This window comes from Cryobacterium roopkundense (assembly GCF_014200405.1).
In the GTDB taxonomy this organism is placed as follows: Bacteria; Actinomycetota; Actinomycetes; order Actinomycetales; family Microbacteriaceae; genus Cryobacterium; species Cryobacterium roopkundense.
This window is the reverse complement of the sequence record NZ_JACHBQ010000001.1, coordinates 3,038,609-3,057,642: the sequence shown is the minus strand read 5'-3', so window position 1 is coordinate 3,057,642 and position 19,034 is coordinate 3,038,609. Positions and strand designations below refer to the sequence as shown.

Here is a 19,034-nt window from a genome sequence, read left to right as displayed (position 1 = left end):
CGGATCGGGTCAGTCGTCGTGCGGCGATGGCAGCCGATGGCGCTGCACGGCCTCGTAGGTGAGCCGCAGCGACTCGGACATGTCGTCGTACATCGACTGCGCGATGCGCACGAACAGGATGTCCACGAGGGCGAGCTGCGCGATGCGGCTCGACATGGCCCCGGACCGGTAGCGGTTTTCCCTGGCCTGGGTGGTGAGCACGAAGTCGCAGTGTTCGGCGAGCGGAGAATCCGGGAAGTTGGTGATGCCCACCGTCGTGGCGCCGGCCGCCCTGGCGGTCTGCAGGGCGTGGATGGTCTCGATCGTGAGGCCCGAGTGCGAGATGCCCACGGCCACTCCACCGGGCCGCTGCAGCGCGGCCGACGACAGTGCGAGGTGCATGTCCGAGAAGCAGGTGGCCGCGAGACCGATGCGGTACAGCTTCTGCTGCAGGTCCTGCGCGGTGAGGCCGCTCGAACCGAAGCCGTACACGTCGATGCGGCCGGAGGCGGCGATCGCCGCCGACACCAGGTCGAGGGTCGCCAGGTCGAGAGCCTTCGCGGTCTCCTCGATGGCGAGCACCTCCTGGTAGGCGATCTTGGCCACCACCTCTTCGGCGCTGTCTGTGCGGTTGATCTCGCCGTCGGCCACCTCGAATCGGTCGCGTTGTGCCTGCTCCCGGCTGGCATCCGCTGCCACGGCGATGCGGAATTCGCGGTAGCCGGAGAAGCCGAGCTTCTGGCAGAAGCGCGCCACGGTGCCCGGCGACGTGCCGCAGTCGGTGGCGAGCTGCGTGATGGTGCGGTTCACCACGAGCGCGGGGCTCTCGATCACGGCCTGGGCGATGCGGGTCTCGGTGGCGCTGAGCCCGGGCAGCGCCTGGCGCAGGGTGAGCAGGGCGTTAGGCGACACGGGCTGTCCTTCCGCCGATCGAGGGTGCGTCCGCGATGGCCTCGCGGAGAAAACCGTGATGACCGGCCAAGAGAAGCGTAGCGGCGAGCGGCGTCACACCGGTGCTCAGCACGAGGATGGCGGCCTTCACCGAGCCCTCGGTGTCGGCCAGCGCCTGGGACGCGGCGGCGGCATCCGCTTCGGTGGCGAGCATCACGGTGCGTTCGGCGCGCGCCCGCAGCTTCTCGTTCGTGGCCCGCATGTCCACCATCAGGTTGCCGTAGGTCTTGCCGAGCCGCACCATGGTGATGGTGCTGAGCATGTTGAGCACCATCTTCTGCGCCGTGCCAGCCTTCAGCCGGGTAGACCCGGTGAGAATTTCGGGTCCGACGACCACGTCGATGGCAACGGATGCCGCCCGGCCGAGCGCCGACCCGGCGTTGCACGAGACCCCGGCCGTGAACGCTCCCACCGACGAGGCGTATTCGAGGGCGCCCACCGCGTAGGGCGTGCGGCCGGAGGCCGAGATGCCCACCACGGCGTCGCCGGCGCCGAGGCCGAGCGCGCGCAGGTCGTTCGCGCCGGCGCTCGCGCTGTCTTCGGCGTTCTCCACCGCGGTGTGCACGGCGCCAGGGCCGCCGGCGATCACGCCGACAACGAGCGAGGGGTCTGTGCCGAACGTGGGCGGCGTTTCGCTCGCGTCGAGGATTCCCATACGCCCGGCCGTGCCAGCGCCGATGTAGATCAGCCGGCCGCCGCTGCCCATGCGGGCGGCGATGCCGTCCACGGCTGCGGTGATCTGAGGAGTGACCGCGGCCACGGCCGCGGCGACCCCGGCGTCCTGTTCGTTCATGGCCTGCACGAGTTCGGCGGTGGAGAGCCGGTCGAGGTCGGGGTAGCGCTCGTTCACCTGCTCCGTGGCGAGCAGGGCGAGGGAGTCGCGCAGGGCGGCGTGGTTGGGGCGTTCGTCAGCCACGGATGACCTTCCTTTCGTGGGGCAGCCCGCTGTCGCCGGCCACGAGCGCCGCGCCGGAGAGCGCGTCGCCGAGGGCGGAAACCCTGGACAGATGCATCGCCGCGAGGGCGATGTCGAGGCGGGTGGAGAAGTAGGGGTGTGACATCAAGCCGCCGGTGACGGCCACCGTGGTGTCGGTGGCTGCTGCCGCTCCGGCCGTGCGGGAGAGGAGCGCGCAGGCGGCATCGACAACGCCGACGGCCGTGGGGTCACCCTCGGCGGCGCGGTCGAGCACCCGCGGGGCGAAGCTCGCGAGGGTGCGGGCCGGCGTACCGCTCGCCCCCACCCACTGCGGCAGCCGGTCGAGCCCGCCGGCGAGTGCCTCGGCGTCGGCGCGCAGCAGGGTGTCGGGGGCGCGGCCGTCGGCGGAGCGCAGCGCGGCCTGTAGGCCTTTCCGGCCGATCCAGCATCCGCTGCCGTCGTCGCCGAGCCAGGGTCCGAGGCCATCGACCTGGCGGATGCCGCCCGTCGAGTCAACCCTGAACGCCACCGCTCCGGTTCCCGCGATCAACACGGTGCCCGGAGCACCCGCGAAGGCGCCGACGTGGGCGGCGAGGGCGTCGTTGAGCAGCGCGACGGGCACGCCGAAGCTGCGGCGCAGCAGGTCGACGAGCTCGCGCGCGGCGAGAGGGGAGGCTTCCGCGCCGGCGGCCCCCACACCCACCCCGGCCAGGTCCACGAGGTGCCTGGGGTCGATTCCGGCGACGGCCTCGACGATGGCGCGGTGCGCGCGGGCGGCGCCGTCGGTGTCGGCGAGGCCGGGGGACCCTGGGCCGCTCGCCTGGCCGCGCAGAAGCGGCCCGCGGGTGAGGCGGGCGCGACAGCTCGTCTTGCCGAGGTCGATGGCCAGGAGCACCGGCGCGCTCATCGGGCGTCCACCGGCGCGTGCGCGGGGCTCGCCCTGGCCGCCGCGACCTGCAGAACTCGGAGGGAGCGGATGCCGGTGAGCCGGCCCGCGCCCAGGTCGCCCGGGCGCGCCAGCCCGTTCGGCCCGAACACGAGCTGGCCGGCGAGCCGGGCCGTGCCCGGCCGGGTGCCCGGCAGCTCGCACGGAACACCGTGCCAGCTCAGAAAGCCGAGTAGCGCGAACATGAGGGACTCCTTGAAATTGGGATCGATGCCGTGCAGGGCGCTCGAGTCGAGGGCCACCCCGAGACGGGCGAGTTCGTCGCGCAGGTCTTTCAGCAGCACCGGATTGTGCACCCCGCCGCCGGAAGCGATCACCCGGGCGGGGAGGGCAGGAGCCTCGGCCGCGAGGGAGTTCGCCACCGTGCGTGCGGTGTAACGGGTGAGCGTGGCCACGAGGTCGTTGAGGCTCGGCTGGAGGTCGAGCCGCTCGGCGGCCGCGTCGACGAACCCGAGGTCGAACGTCTCGCGGCCGGTTGACTTCGGCGCGCTGCGCGCCAGAAACGGATGCGTGAGCAGCGCGTCGAGCAGGCTCTGCTGCACCCGGCCGGCCGCGGCGCGGCGTCCGTTTCGGTCGTAGGCCTCTGTCGTGGTGGCGGCGGTGGCGCGGGCGATCGCGGCGTCGATGAGGGCGTTGCCGGGGCCGGTGTCCCAGGCGAGAACGCGGCCTTCGGCCACGAGGGACAGGTTGGCGATGCCGCCGAGATTGAGGGTGGCCGTGCTGCCGAGATCGGTTGCCGCGAGCCAGGCGCGATCGAACACTCCCATCAACGGGGCCCCCTCGCCGCCGGCCGCCACGTCGGCGGCGCGCAGGTTGCAGAGCACTGGGGCGCCGGCGGCCTCGGCGATCCAGCTCGCTTCGCCGAGCTGCAGGGTGCCGCGGGCGCGTCCCTCGTCGACCCAGTGGTACGCGGTCTGGCCGTGGGAGACCACGAGGTGCACCGCGGTGCCCGCCTCGGCGAGGGCTTCGGCGGCGGCGCGGGCGAACTGCTGCCCAACGAGGGTGTTGAGCACGCACAGCTCGCGGGCGTCGACGAGCGCGCCCTCGGCCAGCGAGAGCACTCGGGCGCGCAGCGCCGGCGGCCACGCGGAGGTGCGTGCGTGCAGCGGGGTCAACGTGAGCGACGGCGTGGGTGAGTCGTCGTCGGCGTCGATGTCGACGATGGCCGCGTCGATGCCGTCCACGGAGGTGCCGGATTGCAGGGAGAGGATTCTCACGCCGACACCCCCACGAGCAGGTCGCGAACCACGCGGGCGGTGACGGCGGACGCTCCGAGGCAGTCGATCAGTGCGGTGCCGCCGGCGGGCGCGGCGAGGCCTGAATTCACCGTCACCAGGTCGGGGCGCAGCGCTGCAAGCGCGTACACGGCATCGCGCTGCGGTCCCGGCACGGCGAGCCTGTCGGCGAGCACCACGAGGGCGCTCGAGGCTGGCACGGTCAGTGCCGTGTCGGTGGCGGCGCCGGGCGCCGAACCGGTGACCACTCGGGTGAGGTCGAAGGCGCTCGCCAGCTCGGTGCAGAACACGTCGGGCCGCGGCCCCTCGGCGAAGTTCGGGCGGTCGCGCACGTCGATCACGGTGAGGGCGCGGGGGAGGGGGGCCAGCTCGCCGCGCACCTCGATCGCGGCGCGGACGATGCGACGGCTGTTGGCGTCCTGGGCAGCCAAGGCGGCGGTGGTCAGCTCGGCGGTCGCCGGAGCATCCGCTGTGTCGCTGTCGCTGTCGCTGCCGGGCCCGGGCCCGGGCCGGGCCAGCTCGGCGTTCCGTGCGCCGGCGGCCTCGAGCGCGGCGACGGTGATTGTGCCGTCGTCGAGGGCGGCGAGCAGGGCGTCGCGCACCGCGAGGTAGTCCTGCTGGTCGGTCGTGCGGCCCTGGTTAGGGCCGAGGTTGGAGGGATTGCCGATGCAGAGCAGATCGGCGCCGGCCAGCAGGGCCCGCACGGCGCCGGGGCCCGCGCCGAACGTGGAGCGGATCGCGGCCATGTCGAGGGCGTCCGTCACGATGGCGCCCTCGAAGCCGACCTCGCGCAGCAGGCCGAGCACGCGCGGGTTGAGGGTGGCCGGCAGCTCGCCGAAGTGCGGCAGCACGATGTGCGCCGTCATCACGGCCCGCACGCCGGCCTCGACCGCGGCGACAAACGGCGGCAGATGGTCGCGCTGCACCTCGGCCCAGCTGAGGTTGAGCCGCGGCAGCGCGAGGTGGGAGTCGGTGTGGGTGTCGCCGTGGCCCGGAAAATGCTTCACGCACGCGGCAATGCCGGCGTCGGCGAGGCCGTGCACCATGGCGGCCACGTGTCTGCTCACGAGGGCGGTGTCCGCGCCGAAGGAGCGCACGCCGATCACAGGGTTGGCCGGGTTCGTGTTCACATCGGCGACCGGCGCGAGCACCACCGTGGCGCCGGCCGTGGCGGCCTGCGCCCCGATCATCCGGCCGGTGCGTCGCGTCGCGCCGAGATCGTCGAGGCGGCCGAGCTGGGCGTGCGAGGCGAACCGCGAGCCGCGCAGCGCCTCCAACCGCGTCACCGTGCCGCCCTCCTCGTCGATGCCGATCAGGGCGTTCGGGCGGATGCCGCGAATCGCGGCCGAGAGGCGGGCCGGCTGGTGGGCATCCGCTTCGTCGATGTTATGCCCGAAGTACACGACGCCGGCCAGGCCCCGGTCGAGGGCGCGCGCGAGCCAGTCGGGCACCGTGCGGCCGGTGAAACCGGGCCACAGCACGCCGTTCACGAGGCGCAGCGCGGCGGGGTCGCGGGTCATCCCTTGACCGCCCCGGCCACGAGCCCGCCGCTGAGCTTGCGCTGCACGATGATGAAGAAGATCATCACCGGGATCGTGATGATGGTCGATGCCGCCATCACGGAGCCCCAGTCGTTGGAGTTCACGCCGAAGAACTGTTTGAGGCCGATGGCCACCGTGTAATTCTCGGTGGCGCCGCCGAGCAGGGTCATGGCGAAGATGAACTCGTTCCACGCCACGATGAACGAGAACACGCTCGTGGCCACGAGCCCGGGCGCCACGAGCGGCAGCAGCACCGAGCGGAACATGCGCCACCAGCTCGCGCCGTCGAGGTACGCGGCCTCCTCGAGTTCCACGGGCACGGCGGCCACGAAGCCGCGCAGCATCCAGATGGCGAACGGCAGTGAGAATGCGAGGTACACGACCACGAGGCCGAGCAGGGTGTTGAGCATCTGCAGATCGCGCACCTGTACGAACAACGGAATCACGAGGGCCTCGAGCGGCACCATCTGCACTGTGAGGATCAGAATTAGGATGGTCGTACGAAATTTGAACTTGAACCTGGCCACGGCAACGGATGCCAGCAGCGCGACGGTCCCGGACACCACGACGGTGAAGAACGCCACGATTACCGAGTTGCGCAGGAACGTGCCGAAGCCGCCCTCGCTCAGCACGAAGCGATAGTTGTCGAGGGTGAACTCCTTCGGCAGCAGCGACTGCCCGCCGCTCGACGCCTGCGCGTCGAAGGAACTTGCCACCATCCAGTACGCGGGGAAGAGGGTGAACACCAACAGCAGGGCGATCAGCACACCCTTGGTGACGTTGCCCTTGCGCCGCCTCACGCCTTCTCCTCCTTGAACAGGGTGCGCACGTACACGACGGTGATGATGAGCAGCAGCACAGTGAGCAGCACCGCGATCGCGGCTCCGAAGCCGTAGCGGTTTTGGCCGAAGGACTCGACGTACGACCACACGCCGAGGTTGAGCACCTCGCGGTTGGACCCCGCACCGCCCGGCATCAGGTAGATCTGCGCGAAAACCTTGAAGTCCCAGATGGTGGAGAGGATCACGACCACGGCGAACACGGGTTTGAGCGTGGGGAAGATGATCTGGAAGAAGCGTCGGATCGGCCCGGCGCCATCCATTTGGGCTGCCTCGAGCATCTCCTTGGGCACACCGAGCAGTGCGGCGAGCACCGTGATGGCCACGAAGGGGAAGCCGTGGTGCACAATGTTGAGCGCCACGATGCCGTAGAACGTGAAGGGGTTGGTGAACCAGTTGAACGACTCGTCCATCAGGCCGAGGCCTTTGAGGGTCTCATTCACGAGACCCTGGTCGGCGTCGAAGATCCAGATCCACACGTAGGTGCCGGTGACCGCCGGCATGGCCCAGGCCACCATGATGGCGCTGCCTACGATGGTGCGCCAGAACATGCCGAGCGACGCCATCAGCAGCGCCACCAGGGTGCCGAAGACCACCGTGGCCGTCACCGCGATCACCGCGAAGCCCACTGTGTTGGGCAGCACCACGGTCCAGAGGGTGGAGTTGCCGAAGATCTCCGCGTAGTTGGCGAAACCTATGTAGTTGCTCTCCCCGCTCACGATCTCGCGCAGGCCGTAGTCCTGAAGCGAGAACAGGAACACCCGCACGAGCGGCCACAGCAGCAGCGCGCCCAGCAACACGAGGGCCGGGGTGAGCAGCAGCCAGGGGCGTGCCTTCGCGAGGGTGATCAGACGCCTGCGGCGCGGCGCGCGGCCGCCGGCTTGCGACGCACGGGGGCGTGCGTCGTTCGCCGAGCGTTCGAGGAGGGTGGCCACGGGTTCTAGTTGCCGTTCATGGTGTCGTTCATCTCTTTCGCGGCATCCGCTGTGGCCTCATCGACCGTCTTCTGGCCGGAGAGAATGGCCTGCATCATGGCGTTTGTGGTCTTCTTGGCCTGCACGGCACCGAACTTCGGGGTGACGGGGAGCGAGGCTCCGGCGTCGACCATCTGCTCGGCGAAGGGCTTCACGAGCGGGTCGTCGGACTCCATCGTGGTCTGCAGCAGCGACTCGGTGCCGGGGAAGTAGCCGGTCTGGTCTGCCCACTGCTGGGCGAACTCGCCGGTCGTCATGAGCTGCATGAACTCCCAGGCGAGGTCCTTGTTCTCAGCGGTGTTGAACATGCTCAGGTGAGAGCCGCCGAGCACTGAGGGACTGATGCCCGCCGTCTGGCCGGGGATCGGCACGGCGCCGATCTTGCCGGCGAGGTCGGGTGCCTTTTCGAGCACGGTGGCCGGGGTCCACGATCCGCTGATCGCCATGGCCACGTTGCCCTGCGCGAAGTTGTCGAGCACGTCGGTCTCTTTCCACGTGGTGGCGCCGGCCGAAGAGAAGCCGTGCACGGTGGCGAGGTCGGTGTAGAACTGGATGCCCGCGCGCGCTTCGGCGTCGGCGAGGCCGGAGACCCACTGGTCGCCGTCCTGCACAGACACCTCGCCGCCGGCGCCCCACACCCAGGGGTAGGCGAGCATTTCGGCGTCGCCGGGAACGGGGAACGGGATCAGCTCGGGGCGCTGCGCCTTGATGACGGTGGCCACGTCCACGATTTCCTGCCAGGTGGTCGGCGCGGTGAGACCGAGCTCGGCGAGCACGTCGGAGCGGAAGATGATCGAGCGCACCCCGGCGTACCAGGGCATGCCGTAAAGCTCGTCGTCGTAGGTGCCGGCGTCAACGAGGCCCTGCACGAGGTCGTCATCGATTCCGGCCTCCGACACGTAGCCATCGAGCGGGGCGAGGGCGCCGGAGTCGGCGAATTTGGCGGTCCAGGTGGTTCCGGTCTCGGCCACGTCGGGGGTCGTGTTGCCGGCGATCGAGGTGACGAACCTGTCGTGGGCATCCGCCCACTGCACGTATTCCACGTCGAGGGTCGCGCCGGTCTTCGCGGTGAACGCGTCGCCGACGGTGTCGAAGAAGGCCTCGGTGTCGGGGTTCGTGCCCTGCATGATCCACACGTTGAGGGTATCGCCGCTCGCGTCGTCGGTACCGCCGCCCCCGCTTGAGCAGGCCGTGAGGCCCATCGCGGCCACCGCGAGCATGGCGATGGACAAATAGCGCTTCTTCATTCGGTCTCCTCAATGAAACGGATGCGAGGCGACTCGGCCTCTGAAAATTATTATTGCCTTATGTCTCATAAAACACAAACTATTTTCCTTAGCGTTGCCGTTTCGTGACTGCGGGCGAGGCCAACGCGGCACCCGAGGGGCGACTCCGGCCGCGCGCCGCGCGCCGCTTCAGCTACGCGGCAGCGGCAGCGGCAGCGCGAGCGCGCAATGCGGCGCCCATGAGGCCGCCGTCCCGGCCAAAGGCGGCTGGCAGCAGGAGGGGACGACGGTGGTAACTCAGCAGCGAGTTCAGTCGATGGCGAAGCGGCAGAAAACACTGGCTGCCGGTGAGGGCCAGGCCGCCGCTCAGGATGATTGCCTCGGGGGCCAGTACTGCCGAAATTTGGGAGACTACGAGGGCCACGGCGTCGAGGGCATTGCTCAACACCAAATTGGCGGCAACATCGCCGCGGCGCGCTAGCTCGAGCACCTCATCGCCCGTTGCCAGCGTGCCGGGGTTGAGCTCGGCGTAGCGATCCGCCAGGCCCCCAGTTGAGGCGACAGTCTGCAGGCAGCCACGGGACCCGCACGCGCAGGGGGAGCCGCCGGGGTTCACGATGGAGTGCCCCAAGCCACCAGCAAATCCGCCGCCGTCATGGAGGCGGCCGTCGAGGTAGATGGTTGCCGCGATGCGCGCTCCCAGGCGTAGAACGACGACGTTGGAGAACGGGCGGGCGGCACCGAGCTGGAACTCGGCCTGTCCCTCTGCTCGTGCGTCGTGGGAGAAGGACGAGGGAAGACGAAGGCGGCTTTCGGCGAGTGCCCGGTACGGGACATTGACCCAACGCAGGTCACCGGAGAGGATCGCGATCCCCTCGCGGTCGTCGACGATGCCGGGCGCGATCAAGCCGACTGCAGACGGAGTTACCTGGGGAAAGTCCCGGGCGAGCCGCGTCGTCAGGTCCTCGACGTGGGCCATGATGACCTCGCCGACATCACCTTCGGGGTTCGGGGCAGGGCTGCGAGTGAGGCCGAGCATTACGCCGTCCGAGTCGAACAGAGCGGCCCTCGTCTCTGTGGGCTGCATTTCGAAGGTGAGGACGGCGGGTCCTGGCCCGAGGGCGAGCACCTCCGACACCACAGGGTCGAGGGGACTCTTGACGGAAATCACGAGAATCACGTGCCAGACGGAGTTCGGTTTAGCTGAGCGTGCCGGACTGTACACTGTATCGTCTTTACCGATTCTGCCGCCCAAAGCCAGTGCCGAACCCAGTGAACGTGAGACCGACGGGTCTCGTCGGTTAGGCGGTCGTTGCGGCTCGGGCGCGCAGCGCGGCGCCGATGAGGCCCGCGTTCTGCCCGAACATGGCCGGTACGAGAAGGGGACGGCGGTGGAAGCTCAAGAGAGCGTCCACCCGCTGGCGCAGGGGCACAAAGAATTCGTCGCCGATGGTCGCGAGTCCGCCGCTGATCACTACGGCTTCGGGAGCGAGTATGGCGGCGACATGCGAAATGGCCAACGCGAGGGCGTCGAGGGCGTCGTTCCAGACGCGTTCCGCCGCGGCGTCACCCTTTCGGGACAGGGTGAGCACGTCTTCCCAGGCGGCGAGCGTTTCGCCGGTGAGGTCGGTGTACCGGCTCAGGAGGGCACCGCTGGAAGCCACGGTCTGCAGGCAACCGCGTGACCCGCAGACACAGCGGTCGCCCTGGGGGTTCACGATCGTATGCCCGAGACCGCCGGCGAAGCCGCCCGCATCGTGCGAGCGTCCGTCGACAAAAAGGGACGCGGCGATCCGACTGCCCAGTTTGATGACCATGGCGTTATGGTGCGTGCGCCCGGCGCCGAGGGTGAACTCTGCCTCGCCCACGGCACGGGCCACGTTCGAGAAGGAGGACGGTAGGCGAAGCCGGTGCTCGGCAAGCCTCTTGTACGGAACGTTGGCCCAGCGGAGACCTGCGGAGAGAATGGCGATGCCCTCCTTGTCATCCACGATCCCCTGGGCGATGAGGCCGGTGGCTGACGGGGTGACGAGCGGAAAATCGCGGGCGAACTGCGTCGTGAGGTCTTCCACGTGCGCCATCAGTGCTTCCGTGGCGTCGTGGGCCGCGGTCGGTGCGGGAATCATCGTTCGGCTCAGGCCGAGCATGACGCCCTCGGTGTCAAACAGCGCCGCTTTTGTCTGGGTGCTGCGAACGTCGAAGGTGAGTACCGCCGCACCGGGCCCGAGGGGCCAGGGCTGCACACCGACCGGCGTGTCTGGGTGGTTCACAGGATCCTCGAACTTCTCTGTGTTTAAGTGTCGATTGGGCTCTGCGAGCCAATTAGCGATGAGTTCAGAGACCAGCTTAGGTCCCCAAAGCATTCGATGCGGTTTGTTGTGTACATTCAGGCACTAAACATTCTATGGGTTGGTTTCTGACGGGGGCAACTCGCAAGATGCGCTCGTTCCGGCCTGCGGTACGCTTCTGCACAAGTTCTCGGCCGCAACAAAAGGAAACCAATGGCGATTTTCAACGACGGTATTGCAGAGACCGCGCTTCCGGAGCTCGCGCTGATCCAGACGGATGTGCTCATCGTGGGGTCGGGGCCGGCCGGCGCGTCCGCGGCGCTGTTCCTCTCCACGCTCGGCGTGAGCAACATCATGATCACCAAGTATCGATGGACGGCCAACACCCCGCGGGCGCACATCACCAACCAACGCACCATGGAGATCTTCCGCGACATCGGCATCGAGGATCTAGTGCGTGCCGAGTCCACGCCGAACGAGTTGATGGGCGACACTGTCTTCTGCACGTCGATCGCCGGCGAGGAGCTGGGGCGGATCCTCACGTTCGGCACCCACCCGGCCCGGCACGCCGACTACGAACTGGCCTCCCCATCGCTCACCTGCGACATTCCGCAGACCTACCTCGAGCCCATCCTGGTGAAGAACGCCACCATGCGGGGCACCCAGACCCGGTTCTCCACCGAATACCTCTCGCACGTTCAAGACGAGGAGGGGGTAAGCGTGCGCGTTCTCGACCGGCTCACGGGAGCCGAGTTCGGCATCCGTGCGAAGTACTTGATCGGCGGTGACGGTGCCCGGTCGCAGGTGGCGGCCGATATTGACCTGCCGATGGAGGGAAAGATGGACATCGCGGGTTCGATGAACATCACCTTCACGGCCGACATCTCCCCGTTCGTCGGGCATCGACCGTCGGTGCTGTACTGGGTGGTGCAGCCTGGTTCGAACATCGGCGGGATCGGTACGGGCCTCGTGCGCATGATTCGACCGTGGAACAAGTGGCTGGTGGTGTGGGGCTACGACATCGCGGAGGAGGCGCCGGTGATCGACGAGGCGGCGGCCACGCAAATCGTGCGGAACCTGCTCGGGATGCCCGACCTCGAGGTGGAAATCACCGGAACCTCGTTGTGGGGCAACAACGCCCAGTACGCCACCCGGCTGCAGCGTGGACGGGTTTTCTGCGTGGGAGACGCCGTGCACAAGCATCCGCCGAGCAATGGGCTCGGCTCGAACACGTCAATCCAGGACTCCTACAACCTCGCATGGAAGCTCGCCGCCGTAATCGCCGGGCAGTCCGGGCCCGAGCTGCTCGAGACCTATTCCGCCGAGCGCGCGCCGGTGGCCCGGCAGATCGTGTTGCGGGCCAACAAATCGGCGCGGGAATTCGGCCAGCTGTTCGATGCCCTCGGCGTGACGGATGCCCGTACGGAGGCCGAGATGATCGAGGCGATCGAGGAGCGAAAGGCGAACACGCCGGCCGGCGCGGCCAAGCGCCATGCCATCCAGGCGGCCATGGAGGTGAAAAACTACGAGTTCAACGCGCACGGGGTGGAAATCGGGCAGTTCTACGACTCCTCGGCGATTGTCTCCGACGGCAGTGTGCGCCCCGCCCCTCGCCGCGATCCGGAGCTCTACTACGAGGCCTCGACGGTGCCGGGTTCGCGCTTGCCGCACGCCTGGGTGGGCGACAGTGCCCACAAGTTCTCCACCCACGACCTCGCGCCCGTCACTCAGTTCACGCTGTTCACCGGCATCACGGGCGCGGCCTGGGCGGACGCCGCGGCGCTCGTGGGCGAGCGGCTGGGGGTCAGACTCGAAACTGTGATCATCGGCCCGGGGCAGCCGGTGACCGACCTGTACTTCGACTGGGCGAAGCTGCGCGAGGTGGCCGAAGATGGGGCCGTGCTCGTTCGCCCGGACAAGCACATCGGCTGGCGAGCGTGCCGGCTGGCCGACGACCCTGAGGCCGCCCTGTTCGAGGCGATGGCCGCGTTGCTCAGTCGCGTCGAGGCGTCGGTGCTTGTGGGCCAGCCCGCCTGAGGAGATCGGGGTCGCTCCCGGCCGACAAGGGTGGGTTTACCTGCGCCCCGTATGCTTGCATCCGTGATCGCCACCATCGCGTTCGTCACTCTGATCGGCCTGCTGGTTCTCTTCCAGCTCTTTCTCGCGTTCGGCGCGCCGTGGGGACGATTCGCGTGGGGCGGGCAGCATCCGGGCGTGCTGCCGCTCGGGTATCGGATCGCCTCCGGCGTCTCCATCCTGATCTACGGGTTTATCGCCCTGCTCGTCCTCGACCGGGCGGGTGTCGCTGATGTGTTTCCGAACGCGTTCTCGCAGGTGGGGATCTGGGTGGTCTGTGCCTACCTCACCCTCGGTGTGGTGATGAATGCGATCTCCCGGTCCACACCGGAGCGGTATGCGATGACACCGGTTGCCCTCGCGCTTGCGATCCTCGCCCTGCTGATCGCGTTGAGCGGTCCCGCGGAGGAATCGTTCGCCGGCATGGTGCTCGATGACGGAGACGGACCGGTGTTCTGTACGACAATCATGGAGTCTTACCCGCCCCAATGCGGCGCCGACTCCCCAACTCTTACCGGGTGGGAGTGGGCCGCGGTCGAATACGAGCAGTCGCGCATGATCCGCTGGGGCGAGTACCGATTCGAGGGCGAGCGCCAGGGCAACACCGAACGTCCAGGCCTCTCGCCACCGGCCAAGGTTCGCCCACAAGGGGGACGATGATCGAGGTATTCGACCGGCTCAGGAGCGCCGCGCGGAACATTCACTGTATTCGTTTTGACAGGCAACAAATGCGGTCCGTAGACTCGAATCCGAGAGTCTGATCAGTGACGATGAGAAATTCGCGCCCCACGGGCGCGATTTAGCGCGGACCGGTCGGTAAACCGAGGGGGATCCGTGACCACAGTCCACAGCGAGACGCCGAGGCCGCCCGCGCCATGATGACAGCGTCCGCCTTCGCCCGCCTCGTGCGCCTCCCCGCCGCGCTGACCGCCCCCGGCGACACCCTCGCCGGAGCCGCCGCAGCCGGCTGGCCGTTCGGCGCCCGCACGGCTCTCCTCCCGCTCTCGTCGACCCTCATCTATTGGGCCGGCATGGCCCTCAATGACTACGCGGACCGTGACCTCGACGCCATCGAGCGCCCCGAACGACCCATTCCGGCCGGGGACGTGACCCCGGTAGAGGCGCTCGCGGTGGCGATCGTTCTCACCTCCGCCGGCGTGGGCATCGCCACGCTCGCCGGGGGACGCCGCGGCCTGGCCGTGGCGCTCCCGCTCGCCGCGAGCGTCTGGGCGTACGACGTCGTGTTCAAGCCCACCGCGCTCGGCCCGGTGTCGATGGCGACCACCCGGCTGCTCGACGTGCTGCTCGGCGCGGGCGCCGGGTCCTGGCGACGCGCTCTGCCGGCCGCCCTGACTGTCTTCACCCATACCCTCGGCACCACCACCCTCAGCCGCGACGAGGTGCACGGTTCCCGGAGCGCGGTCGTGGGCACCCTCGCCGTCACGGGCACGGCGTGCGCCGCCGTGGCCGCCGCGGCAGGACCGACTCTCAATCCCGCCAACGGATGGCTCCCTCGCGTCGCCGGGGCAGCCCTCGCTCTCGCCTACCTCGCGGCCGTGGCCCCCGCGCAGGTGGTGGCGCGCCGGACGAGAGCGGCGCCGGACATTCGCCGCGCGGTGGGCGCATCCGTCATGGGCACCACCGGCCTGCAGGCAGCGCTCATCGCCCGGTCGGGCGCCGTCGGAACCGGCCTCGCCCTGGCTGCCTTGCTTCCACTGGGCCGCCGCCTCACGCGGCGGGTGTCCGCCACATGATGTCCGTACCGCGCACCCGGCCGACCGAATGCGAAGGAGCGAACCCGTGAGCATCCGTTCTCTGCAACCCCGACTGGCCGAGGCGGGGGCGACCTGGCTCGAAGCCGCTCTGGCCGATGTGGAGCGCCGCCCCGACGCCCTGGCCCAGCACTTCTCGGCGGTGTCGCGTCGGTGCGGCCGAGACCCCCTCAGCGACGACGACCCGCAGGGACTGCGCCACGGCTGCATCGACGACGCGGCTCGCTCCCTGTTGATGGGCGCGCTCGCCCTGCGCGGCGCCGACCGCGCCAATCTCCTCGACGACCTGTATCGTCACGGCGACGCCGGCGAGAAACGCGGCGTGCTGCGCGGCTTGCGCCGGCTCGACGAACCCGGGAAACCCGGCGAGCGAGACACACCCGGCGAACCCGGCGGCATCGGCGCGGCCCTGCTCCCCATCGTCGAAGACGCCCTGCGCACCAACGACGTGCGCCTGGTGGCTGCCGCAGTGCAGGGGTACGGTGCCCGCTACCTCGGCCAGGAGGCCTACCGCCACGCGGTCGTCAAGTGTGTCTTCACGGGCATTCCGCTGGGGGCCATCGCGAATCTGGCCGACCGCCAGGACGCCGAGCTCGCCCGAATGCTCGTGGACCTCGCCCACGAAAGAACCGCCGCCGGCCGAGATATTCCGACCGACATTCACGCCGTGGTCGGGGCCTTCCCCCAGGCCCTCGACCGTCCCGACCTCTCCGTTGACCTGCTTTCCGCACTGCTGCCCGCGACCCACGTATATAAGGAATAGACATGCGCATCATGGACCCGCACATTCATATGAGTTCCCGCACGACTACCGACTACGAGGCCATGTATGCAGCCGGGGTGCGCGCCGTCGTGGAGCCCGCGTTCTGGCTCGGTCAGCCGCGAACGAGCGTCGAATCCTTCATCGACTACTTCGACGCCCTCGTAGGCTGGGAGCCGTTTCGGGCGAGCCAATTCGGCATCCGGCACTTCTGCACGATCGGCCTCAACCCCAAGGAGGCCGGCGACCCACGCCTCGCCGGAGTGCTCGACATTCTGCCGCGCTACCTCGAGAAAGACGGCGTCGTGGCCGTGGGCGAGCTCGGCTACGACTCGATGACCCCGCAGGAGGACCATGCTTTCGCCGCGCAACTCGCCCTCGCCCTCGCTCACGAGTTGCCGGCACTCGTGCACACGCCGCACCGCGACAAGGTGGCCGGCACCCGCCGCACCCTCGATGTGGTGAGCGAAAGCGGCATTGCGCCCGGCATGGTGGTGGTCGACCACCTCAACGAGGTCACCGTGCACGAGGTCGTCGATTCCGGCTGCTGGATGGGTTTCAGCATCTACCCCGACACCAAGATGGACCCCGCGCGCATGGTCGCCGTGCTGAAAGACGTGGGCCTCGACCGTGTTCTCGTCAACTCCGCTGCCGACTGGGGCCGCAGTGACCCGCTCACCACCCGGCGCACCGGTGAGGCCATGCTCGCCGCCGGTTTCGACGACGACGATGTGGACCGCATCCTGTGGCGCAACCCCGTGGAGTTCTTCGGCCAGAGCGGCCGACTCGACCTCGATACGACCGAGACAGCGGATGCCGCGGTTCCGGCCGAATTCGCCGGCAACTCCATCATGCGCGGTGCCCGAGCATGAGCGTGCCCACGCCCCTGCTCGTGATCGACGTGGCCGGCCTTACCCCGCGGCTACTCGCGGTGATGCCGCGCCTGCAGACCATCGCTGCCCGCGGTTTCTCCGCCGAGCTCGGCACCGTGCTGCCCGCCGTCACGTGCTCGGCGCAGTCCACCTTCCTCACCGGGCTCACGCCGGCCGAGCACGGCATCGTGGGCAACGGCTGGTACCTGCGCGACATCGGCGAGGTCAACCTGTGGCGCCAGCACAACCGCCTCGTGGGCGGGGAGAAGGTCTGGGAGACAGCGCGGCGCACGAACCCGGGCTACAGGGTGGCGAACGTGTGCTGGTGGTACGCCATGGGCGCTACGACCGACGTCACCATCACCCCGCGGCCGGTGTATCACGCCGACGGGCGCAAATCACCGGATGCCTATGTCCGACCGCCCGAGCTGCACGACGAACTCGTGGCCAAGCTCGGCGACTTCCCGCTGTTCACCTACTGGGGCCCCACGGCCGGCATGGCGTCCTCGCGCTGGATCGTGGGCGCGGCCCGGCACGTGCTGCCGGACCACGACCTCACCCTCGTGTACGTGCCGCACCTCGACTACGACCTGCAGCGCTTCGGCCCCGACGACCCGCGCTCCTTCGAGGCCGCCCGCGAGCTCGACCAGGTGCTCGCGCCGCTTCTGGACGACGCGGCGCGGCTGGGCACGACCATCGTGGTGCTGAGCGAATACGGCATCACGAACGTCGACCAGCCCGTTCACGTGAACCGGATGCTGCGGCGCGAGGGCCTGCTCGAGGTGCACACCAACGCGAGCGGCGAGCTGCTCGACCCCTGGACCTCGCGTGCCTTCGCGGTCGCCGACCACCAGCTCGCGCACGTCTATGTGCAGGATCCCGCCGACATTCCCCGGGTGCGCGCGCTGCTCGAGGCGCTCCCGGGCGTCGCCGAGGTTCTCGACGCCGCGGGCCAGGCCCGGTACGGCCTCGACCACGCGCGCAGCGGTGAGCTCGTGGCTGTGGCCGAGAAGAACGCCTGGTTCACCTACTACTACTGGCTTGACGACGCGCAGGCGCCGGACTTCGCGCGCGGCGTGGAGATCCACAAGAAGCCGGGCTATGACCCGGCCGAGCTGTTCTTCGACCCCGACGACCGCTTCGTGAAGCTGCGCGCCGCCCGCAACCTCGCGAAGAAGAAGGTGGGCCTGCGCTACGCGATGGACGTCGTGCCGCTCGACCCCTCCTGCGTGCGCGGCTCGCACGGGCGCTTGCCGGAGAACGCTGCCGACGGCCCCGTGCTGCTCTGCTCCGACCCGTCCGCCGCCCGCGCCGCCATCGCCGCCATCGCCGCCACCGAGGTGCGCGACCTGCTGCTGCAGCTCGCCGGCCTCACGCAGCCCGCCCCCGTCTAGCTTGGACTAGCGGAAGTTCAGCCTCTTCCCTCGTGGGGATGCGGGAACCCGCTGGTCGAGGCGCGAGGCACGAGCGATCGAGACCCCGTGAGCCGTGTCTGAGAGTTGGCTGGCGTGGTCTTGATCGCTTCTTCGTGGCTTCGACCCGCGGAAGTTCAGCCTCTTCCCTCATAGGCGCTCGCGCCTCGCTGGGCGAGGGCCGGGCACGGCATGCTGGGCGCACGACAGCGGCGCCCCTGCGTGGGGGCGCCGCCGGTGTGACTCGCGTGAACCTAGAAGCGCAGCTCGCGCAGGTAGTTGTAGCCCACCTCCGCGGTCTGCAGCGGGGTCACGTCGGGCTGGTCGTTCTCCACCGCGTAGAGCTTCACGGGGTGCGCATCAAAGATGCGCGCGAAGTCGATCTCGCCGGTGCCGAGGTCGGCAAAGCCGCCGGCCGCATCGCGGTCCTTCACGTGGTACTCGAGCGTCTTCTGCGGCGCCTCGTGGATCACGTCGATGGCGAACTGCACAGGGTCTGACGCCCCGACGCCCACGCCGCCCGTGACGGCCCAATACAGGTCCACCTCGAGGTGCACGAGCTTCGGGTCCAGCCGGCTCGTGAAGACCTCCCACGGCGTGAGCCCGCCACCGAGGTCGGTCGTGAACTCGTGCGCGTGGTTGTGGTAACCGTACTTGATGCCCGACTGCTGGGCAACGGATGCCTCTGCGTTCATCTGGTCCGCCCACTGGCGCCAGTCGTCGGCCACGCTCGACGCCAGGTACGGCACGTTCATGTACGTCTGGCCGAGCGTCACCGCCCCGGCGATTTTCGCCTGCAGCGCAGCGGGCGAGCCGCTGATGCCGTCGTGGCTCGAGCTCGGCGTGATGCCCAGCTCGTCGAGGTAGGCGCGCATCGCCTCCGGGGTACGCCCGTACAGCCCGGCAAGCTCCACCTTCGTGTAGCCGTAGTCGGCGAGCGCCTCGAACGTGGCGTCCACTCCGTCGCCGCGCATGATCGAGCGCAGGGTGTACAGCTGGATGCTGATCAGCCCCGGTGGCACCTTGCGGCCTTTCCCCGGCTTGCCGGGCTTGCCGCCGGGGCCGTGCGCAGGCCCTCCGCCCGGCGCCGCCATCGCCGAGCCGGCTCCGGCCACGGCCAGTCCTGCGCCCGCGCCGACCGCCAGGGCGCCGCGCAGAAAGTTGCGGCGGTTGAGGTTCTTCGTGCCTTCGAGCGACTTGTTCAGTTCACTCGCTCCGTCAAATCCGAAACACATGTCAATCCCTTT

The 19,034-nt window shown here is 69.1% G+C and carries 17 protein-coding genes; 6 read left to right on the top strand and 11 right to left on the bottom strand.

Annotated features, from left to right (window positions below; all coding sequences use genetic code 11):
• Window positions 1-9: 9 nt before the first annotated feature.
• From BJ997_RS14310 to BJ997_RS14265, 10 genes are all read right to left on the bottom strand, one after another.
• Window positions 10-891: a MurR/RpiR family transcriptional regulator gene (locus tag BJ997_RS14310; protein WP_052542481.1), complete on the bottom strand. Its 882-nt coding sequence runs from the start codon at window positions 889-891 to the stop codon at window positions 10-12.
• Window positions 881-1,846 carry an N-acetylmuramic acid 6-phosphate etherase gene (murQ, locus tag BJ997_RS14305; RefSeq protein ID WP_035838046.1) on the bottom strand — a complete coding sequence of 322 codons (966 nt, stop codon included), beginning with the start codon at window positions 1,844-1,846 and terminating at the stop codon, window positions 881-883. The genes BJ997_RS14310 and murQ overlap by 11 nt, the downstream gene beginning before the upstream one ends.
• On the bottom strand, window positions 1,839-2,753 hold the full coding sequence (locus tag BJ997_RS14300) for an N-acetylglucosamine kinase (RefSeq protein WP_035838048.1): 915 nt from the start codon (window positions 2,751-2,753) through the stop codon (window positions 1,839-1,841). The genes murQ and BJ997_RS14300 overlap by 8 nt, the downstream gene beginning before the upstream one ends.
• Entirely contained in the window at window positions 2,750-4,009 is a 1,260-nt protein-coding gene (locus BJ997_RS14295; RefSeq protein WP_052542482.1) for an anhydro-N-acetylmuramic acid kinase, read from the bottom strand. The genes BJ997_RS14300 and BJ997_RS14295 overlap by 4 nt, the downstream gene beginning before the upstream one ends.
• On the bottom strand, window positions 4,006-5,547 hold the full coding sequence (locus BJ997_RS14290) for a glycoside hydrolase family 3 N-terminal domain-containing protein (RefSeq protein ID WP_183323553.1): 1,542 nt from the start codon (window positions 5,545-5,547) through the stop codon (window positions 4,006-4,008). Before BJ997_RS14290 ends, BJ997_RS14295 begins: the two co-directional genes overlap by 4 nt.
• Window positions 5,544-6,368 (bottom strand): carbohydrate ABC transporter permease, encoded by an 825-nt coding sequence (locus BJ997_RS14285; protein WP_035838052.1) that lies wholly within the window; start codon window positions 6,366-6,368, stop codon window positions 5,544-5,546. Before BJ997_RS14285 ends, BJ997_RS14290 begins: the two co-directional genes overlap by 4 nt.
• On the bottom strand, window positions 6,365-7,342 hold the full coding sequence (locus tag BJ997_RS14280; RefSeq protein WP_035838054.1) for a carbohydrate ABC transporter permease: 978 nt from the start codon (window positions 7,340-7,342) through the stop codon (window positions 6,365-6,367). The genes BJ997_RS14285 and BJ997_RS14280 overlap by 4 nt, the downstream gene beginning before the upstream one ends.
• Window positions 7,343-7,347: 5 nt before the next feature.
• Window positions 7,348-8,628: a sugar ABC transporter substrate-binding protein gene (locus BJ997_RS14275; RefSeq protein ID WP_035838055.1), complete on the bottom strand. Its 1,281-nt coding sequence runs from the start codon at window positions 8,626-8,628 to the stop codon at window positions 7,348-7,350.
• Window positions 8,629-8,800: 172 nt separating this feature from the next.
• Window positions 8,801-9,832, bottom strand: coding sequence for an ROK family protein (locus BJ997_RS14270; RefSeq protein ID WP_152602281.1), 1,032 nt, complete (start codon window positions 9,830-9,832; stop codon window positions 8,801-8,803).
• Window positions 9,833-9,908: 76 nt separating this feature from the next.
• Window positions 9,909-10,877 (bottom strand): ROK family protein, encoded by a 969-nt coding sequence (locus BJ997_RS14265; RefSeq protein WP_052542484.1) that lies wholly within the window; start codon window positions 10,875-10,877, stop codon window positions 9,909-9,911.
• Window positions 10,878-11,108: 231 nt separating this feature from the next.
• Here BJ997_RS14265 and BJ997_RS14260 point away from each other — a divergent pair, with 231 nt between their 5' ends.
• From BJ997_RS14260 to BJ997_RS14235, 6 genes are all read left to right on the top strand, one after another.
• Window positions 11,109-12,932 (top strand): FAD-dependent oxidoreductase, encoded by a 1,824-nt coding sequence (locus BJ997_RS14260; RefSeq protein ID WP_052542485.1) that lies wholly within the window; start codon window positions 11,109-11,111, stop codon window positions 12,930-12,932.
• A 63-nt stretch (window positions 12,933-12,995) separates the two neighbouring features.
• Entirely contained in the window at window positions 12,996-13,631 is a 636-nt protein-coding gene (locus tag BJ997_RS21565) for a hypothetical protein (RefSeq protein ID WP_236629072.1), read from the top strand.
• Window positions 13,632-13,846: 215 nt separating this feature from the next.
• Entirely contained in the window at window positions 13,847-14,725 is an 879-nt protein-coding gene (locus BJ997_RS14250; protein WP_221243972.1) for an SCO3242 family prenyltransferase, read from the top strand.
• A 46-nt stretch (window positions 14,726-14,771) separates the two neighbouring features.
• Window positions 14,772-15,506, top strand: coding sequence for an EboA domain-containing protein (locus tag BJ997_RS14245; RefSeq protein WP_052542514.1), 735 nt, complete (start codon window positions 14,772-14,774; stop codon window positions 15,504-15,506).
• Window positions 15,507-15,508: 2 nt separating this feature from the next.
• Complete coding sequence (locus BJ997_RS14240) at window positions 15,509-16,375, top strand: TatD family hydrolase (protein WP_035838294.1); 867 nt, start codon at window positions 15,509-15,511, stop codon at window positions 16,373-16,375.
• A complete protein-coding gene (locus BJ997_RS14235; protein ID WP_035838292.1) occupies window positions 16,372-17,769 on the top strand; it encodes an alkaline phosphatase family protein in 1,398 nt (465 codons plus the stop codon). The genes BJ997_RS14240 and BJ997_RS14235 overlap by 4 nt, the downstream gene beginning before the upstream one ends.
• Before the next feature lie 272 nt (window positions 17,770-18,041).
• On the opposite strand, the gene BJ997_RS14230 is transcribed toward BJ997_RS14235, so the two are convergent.
• On the bottom strand, window positions 18,042-19,022 hold the full coding sequence (locus BJ997_RS14230) for a sugar phosphate isomerase/epimerase family protein (protein ID WP_035838290.1): 981 nt from the start codon (window positions 19,020-19,022) through the stop codon (window positions 18,042-18,044).
• Between the last annotated feature and the right edge of the window lie 12 nt (window positions 19,023-19,034).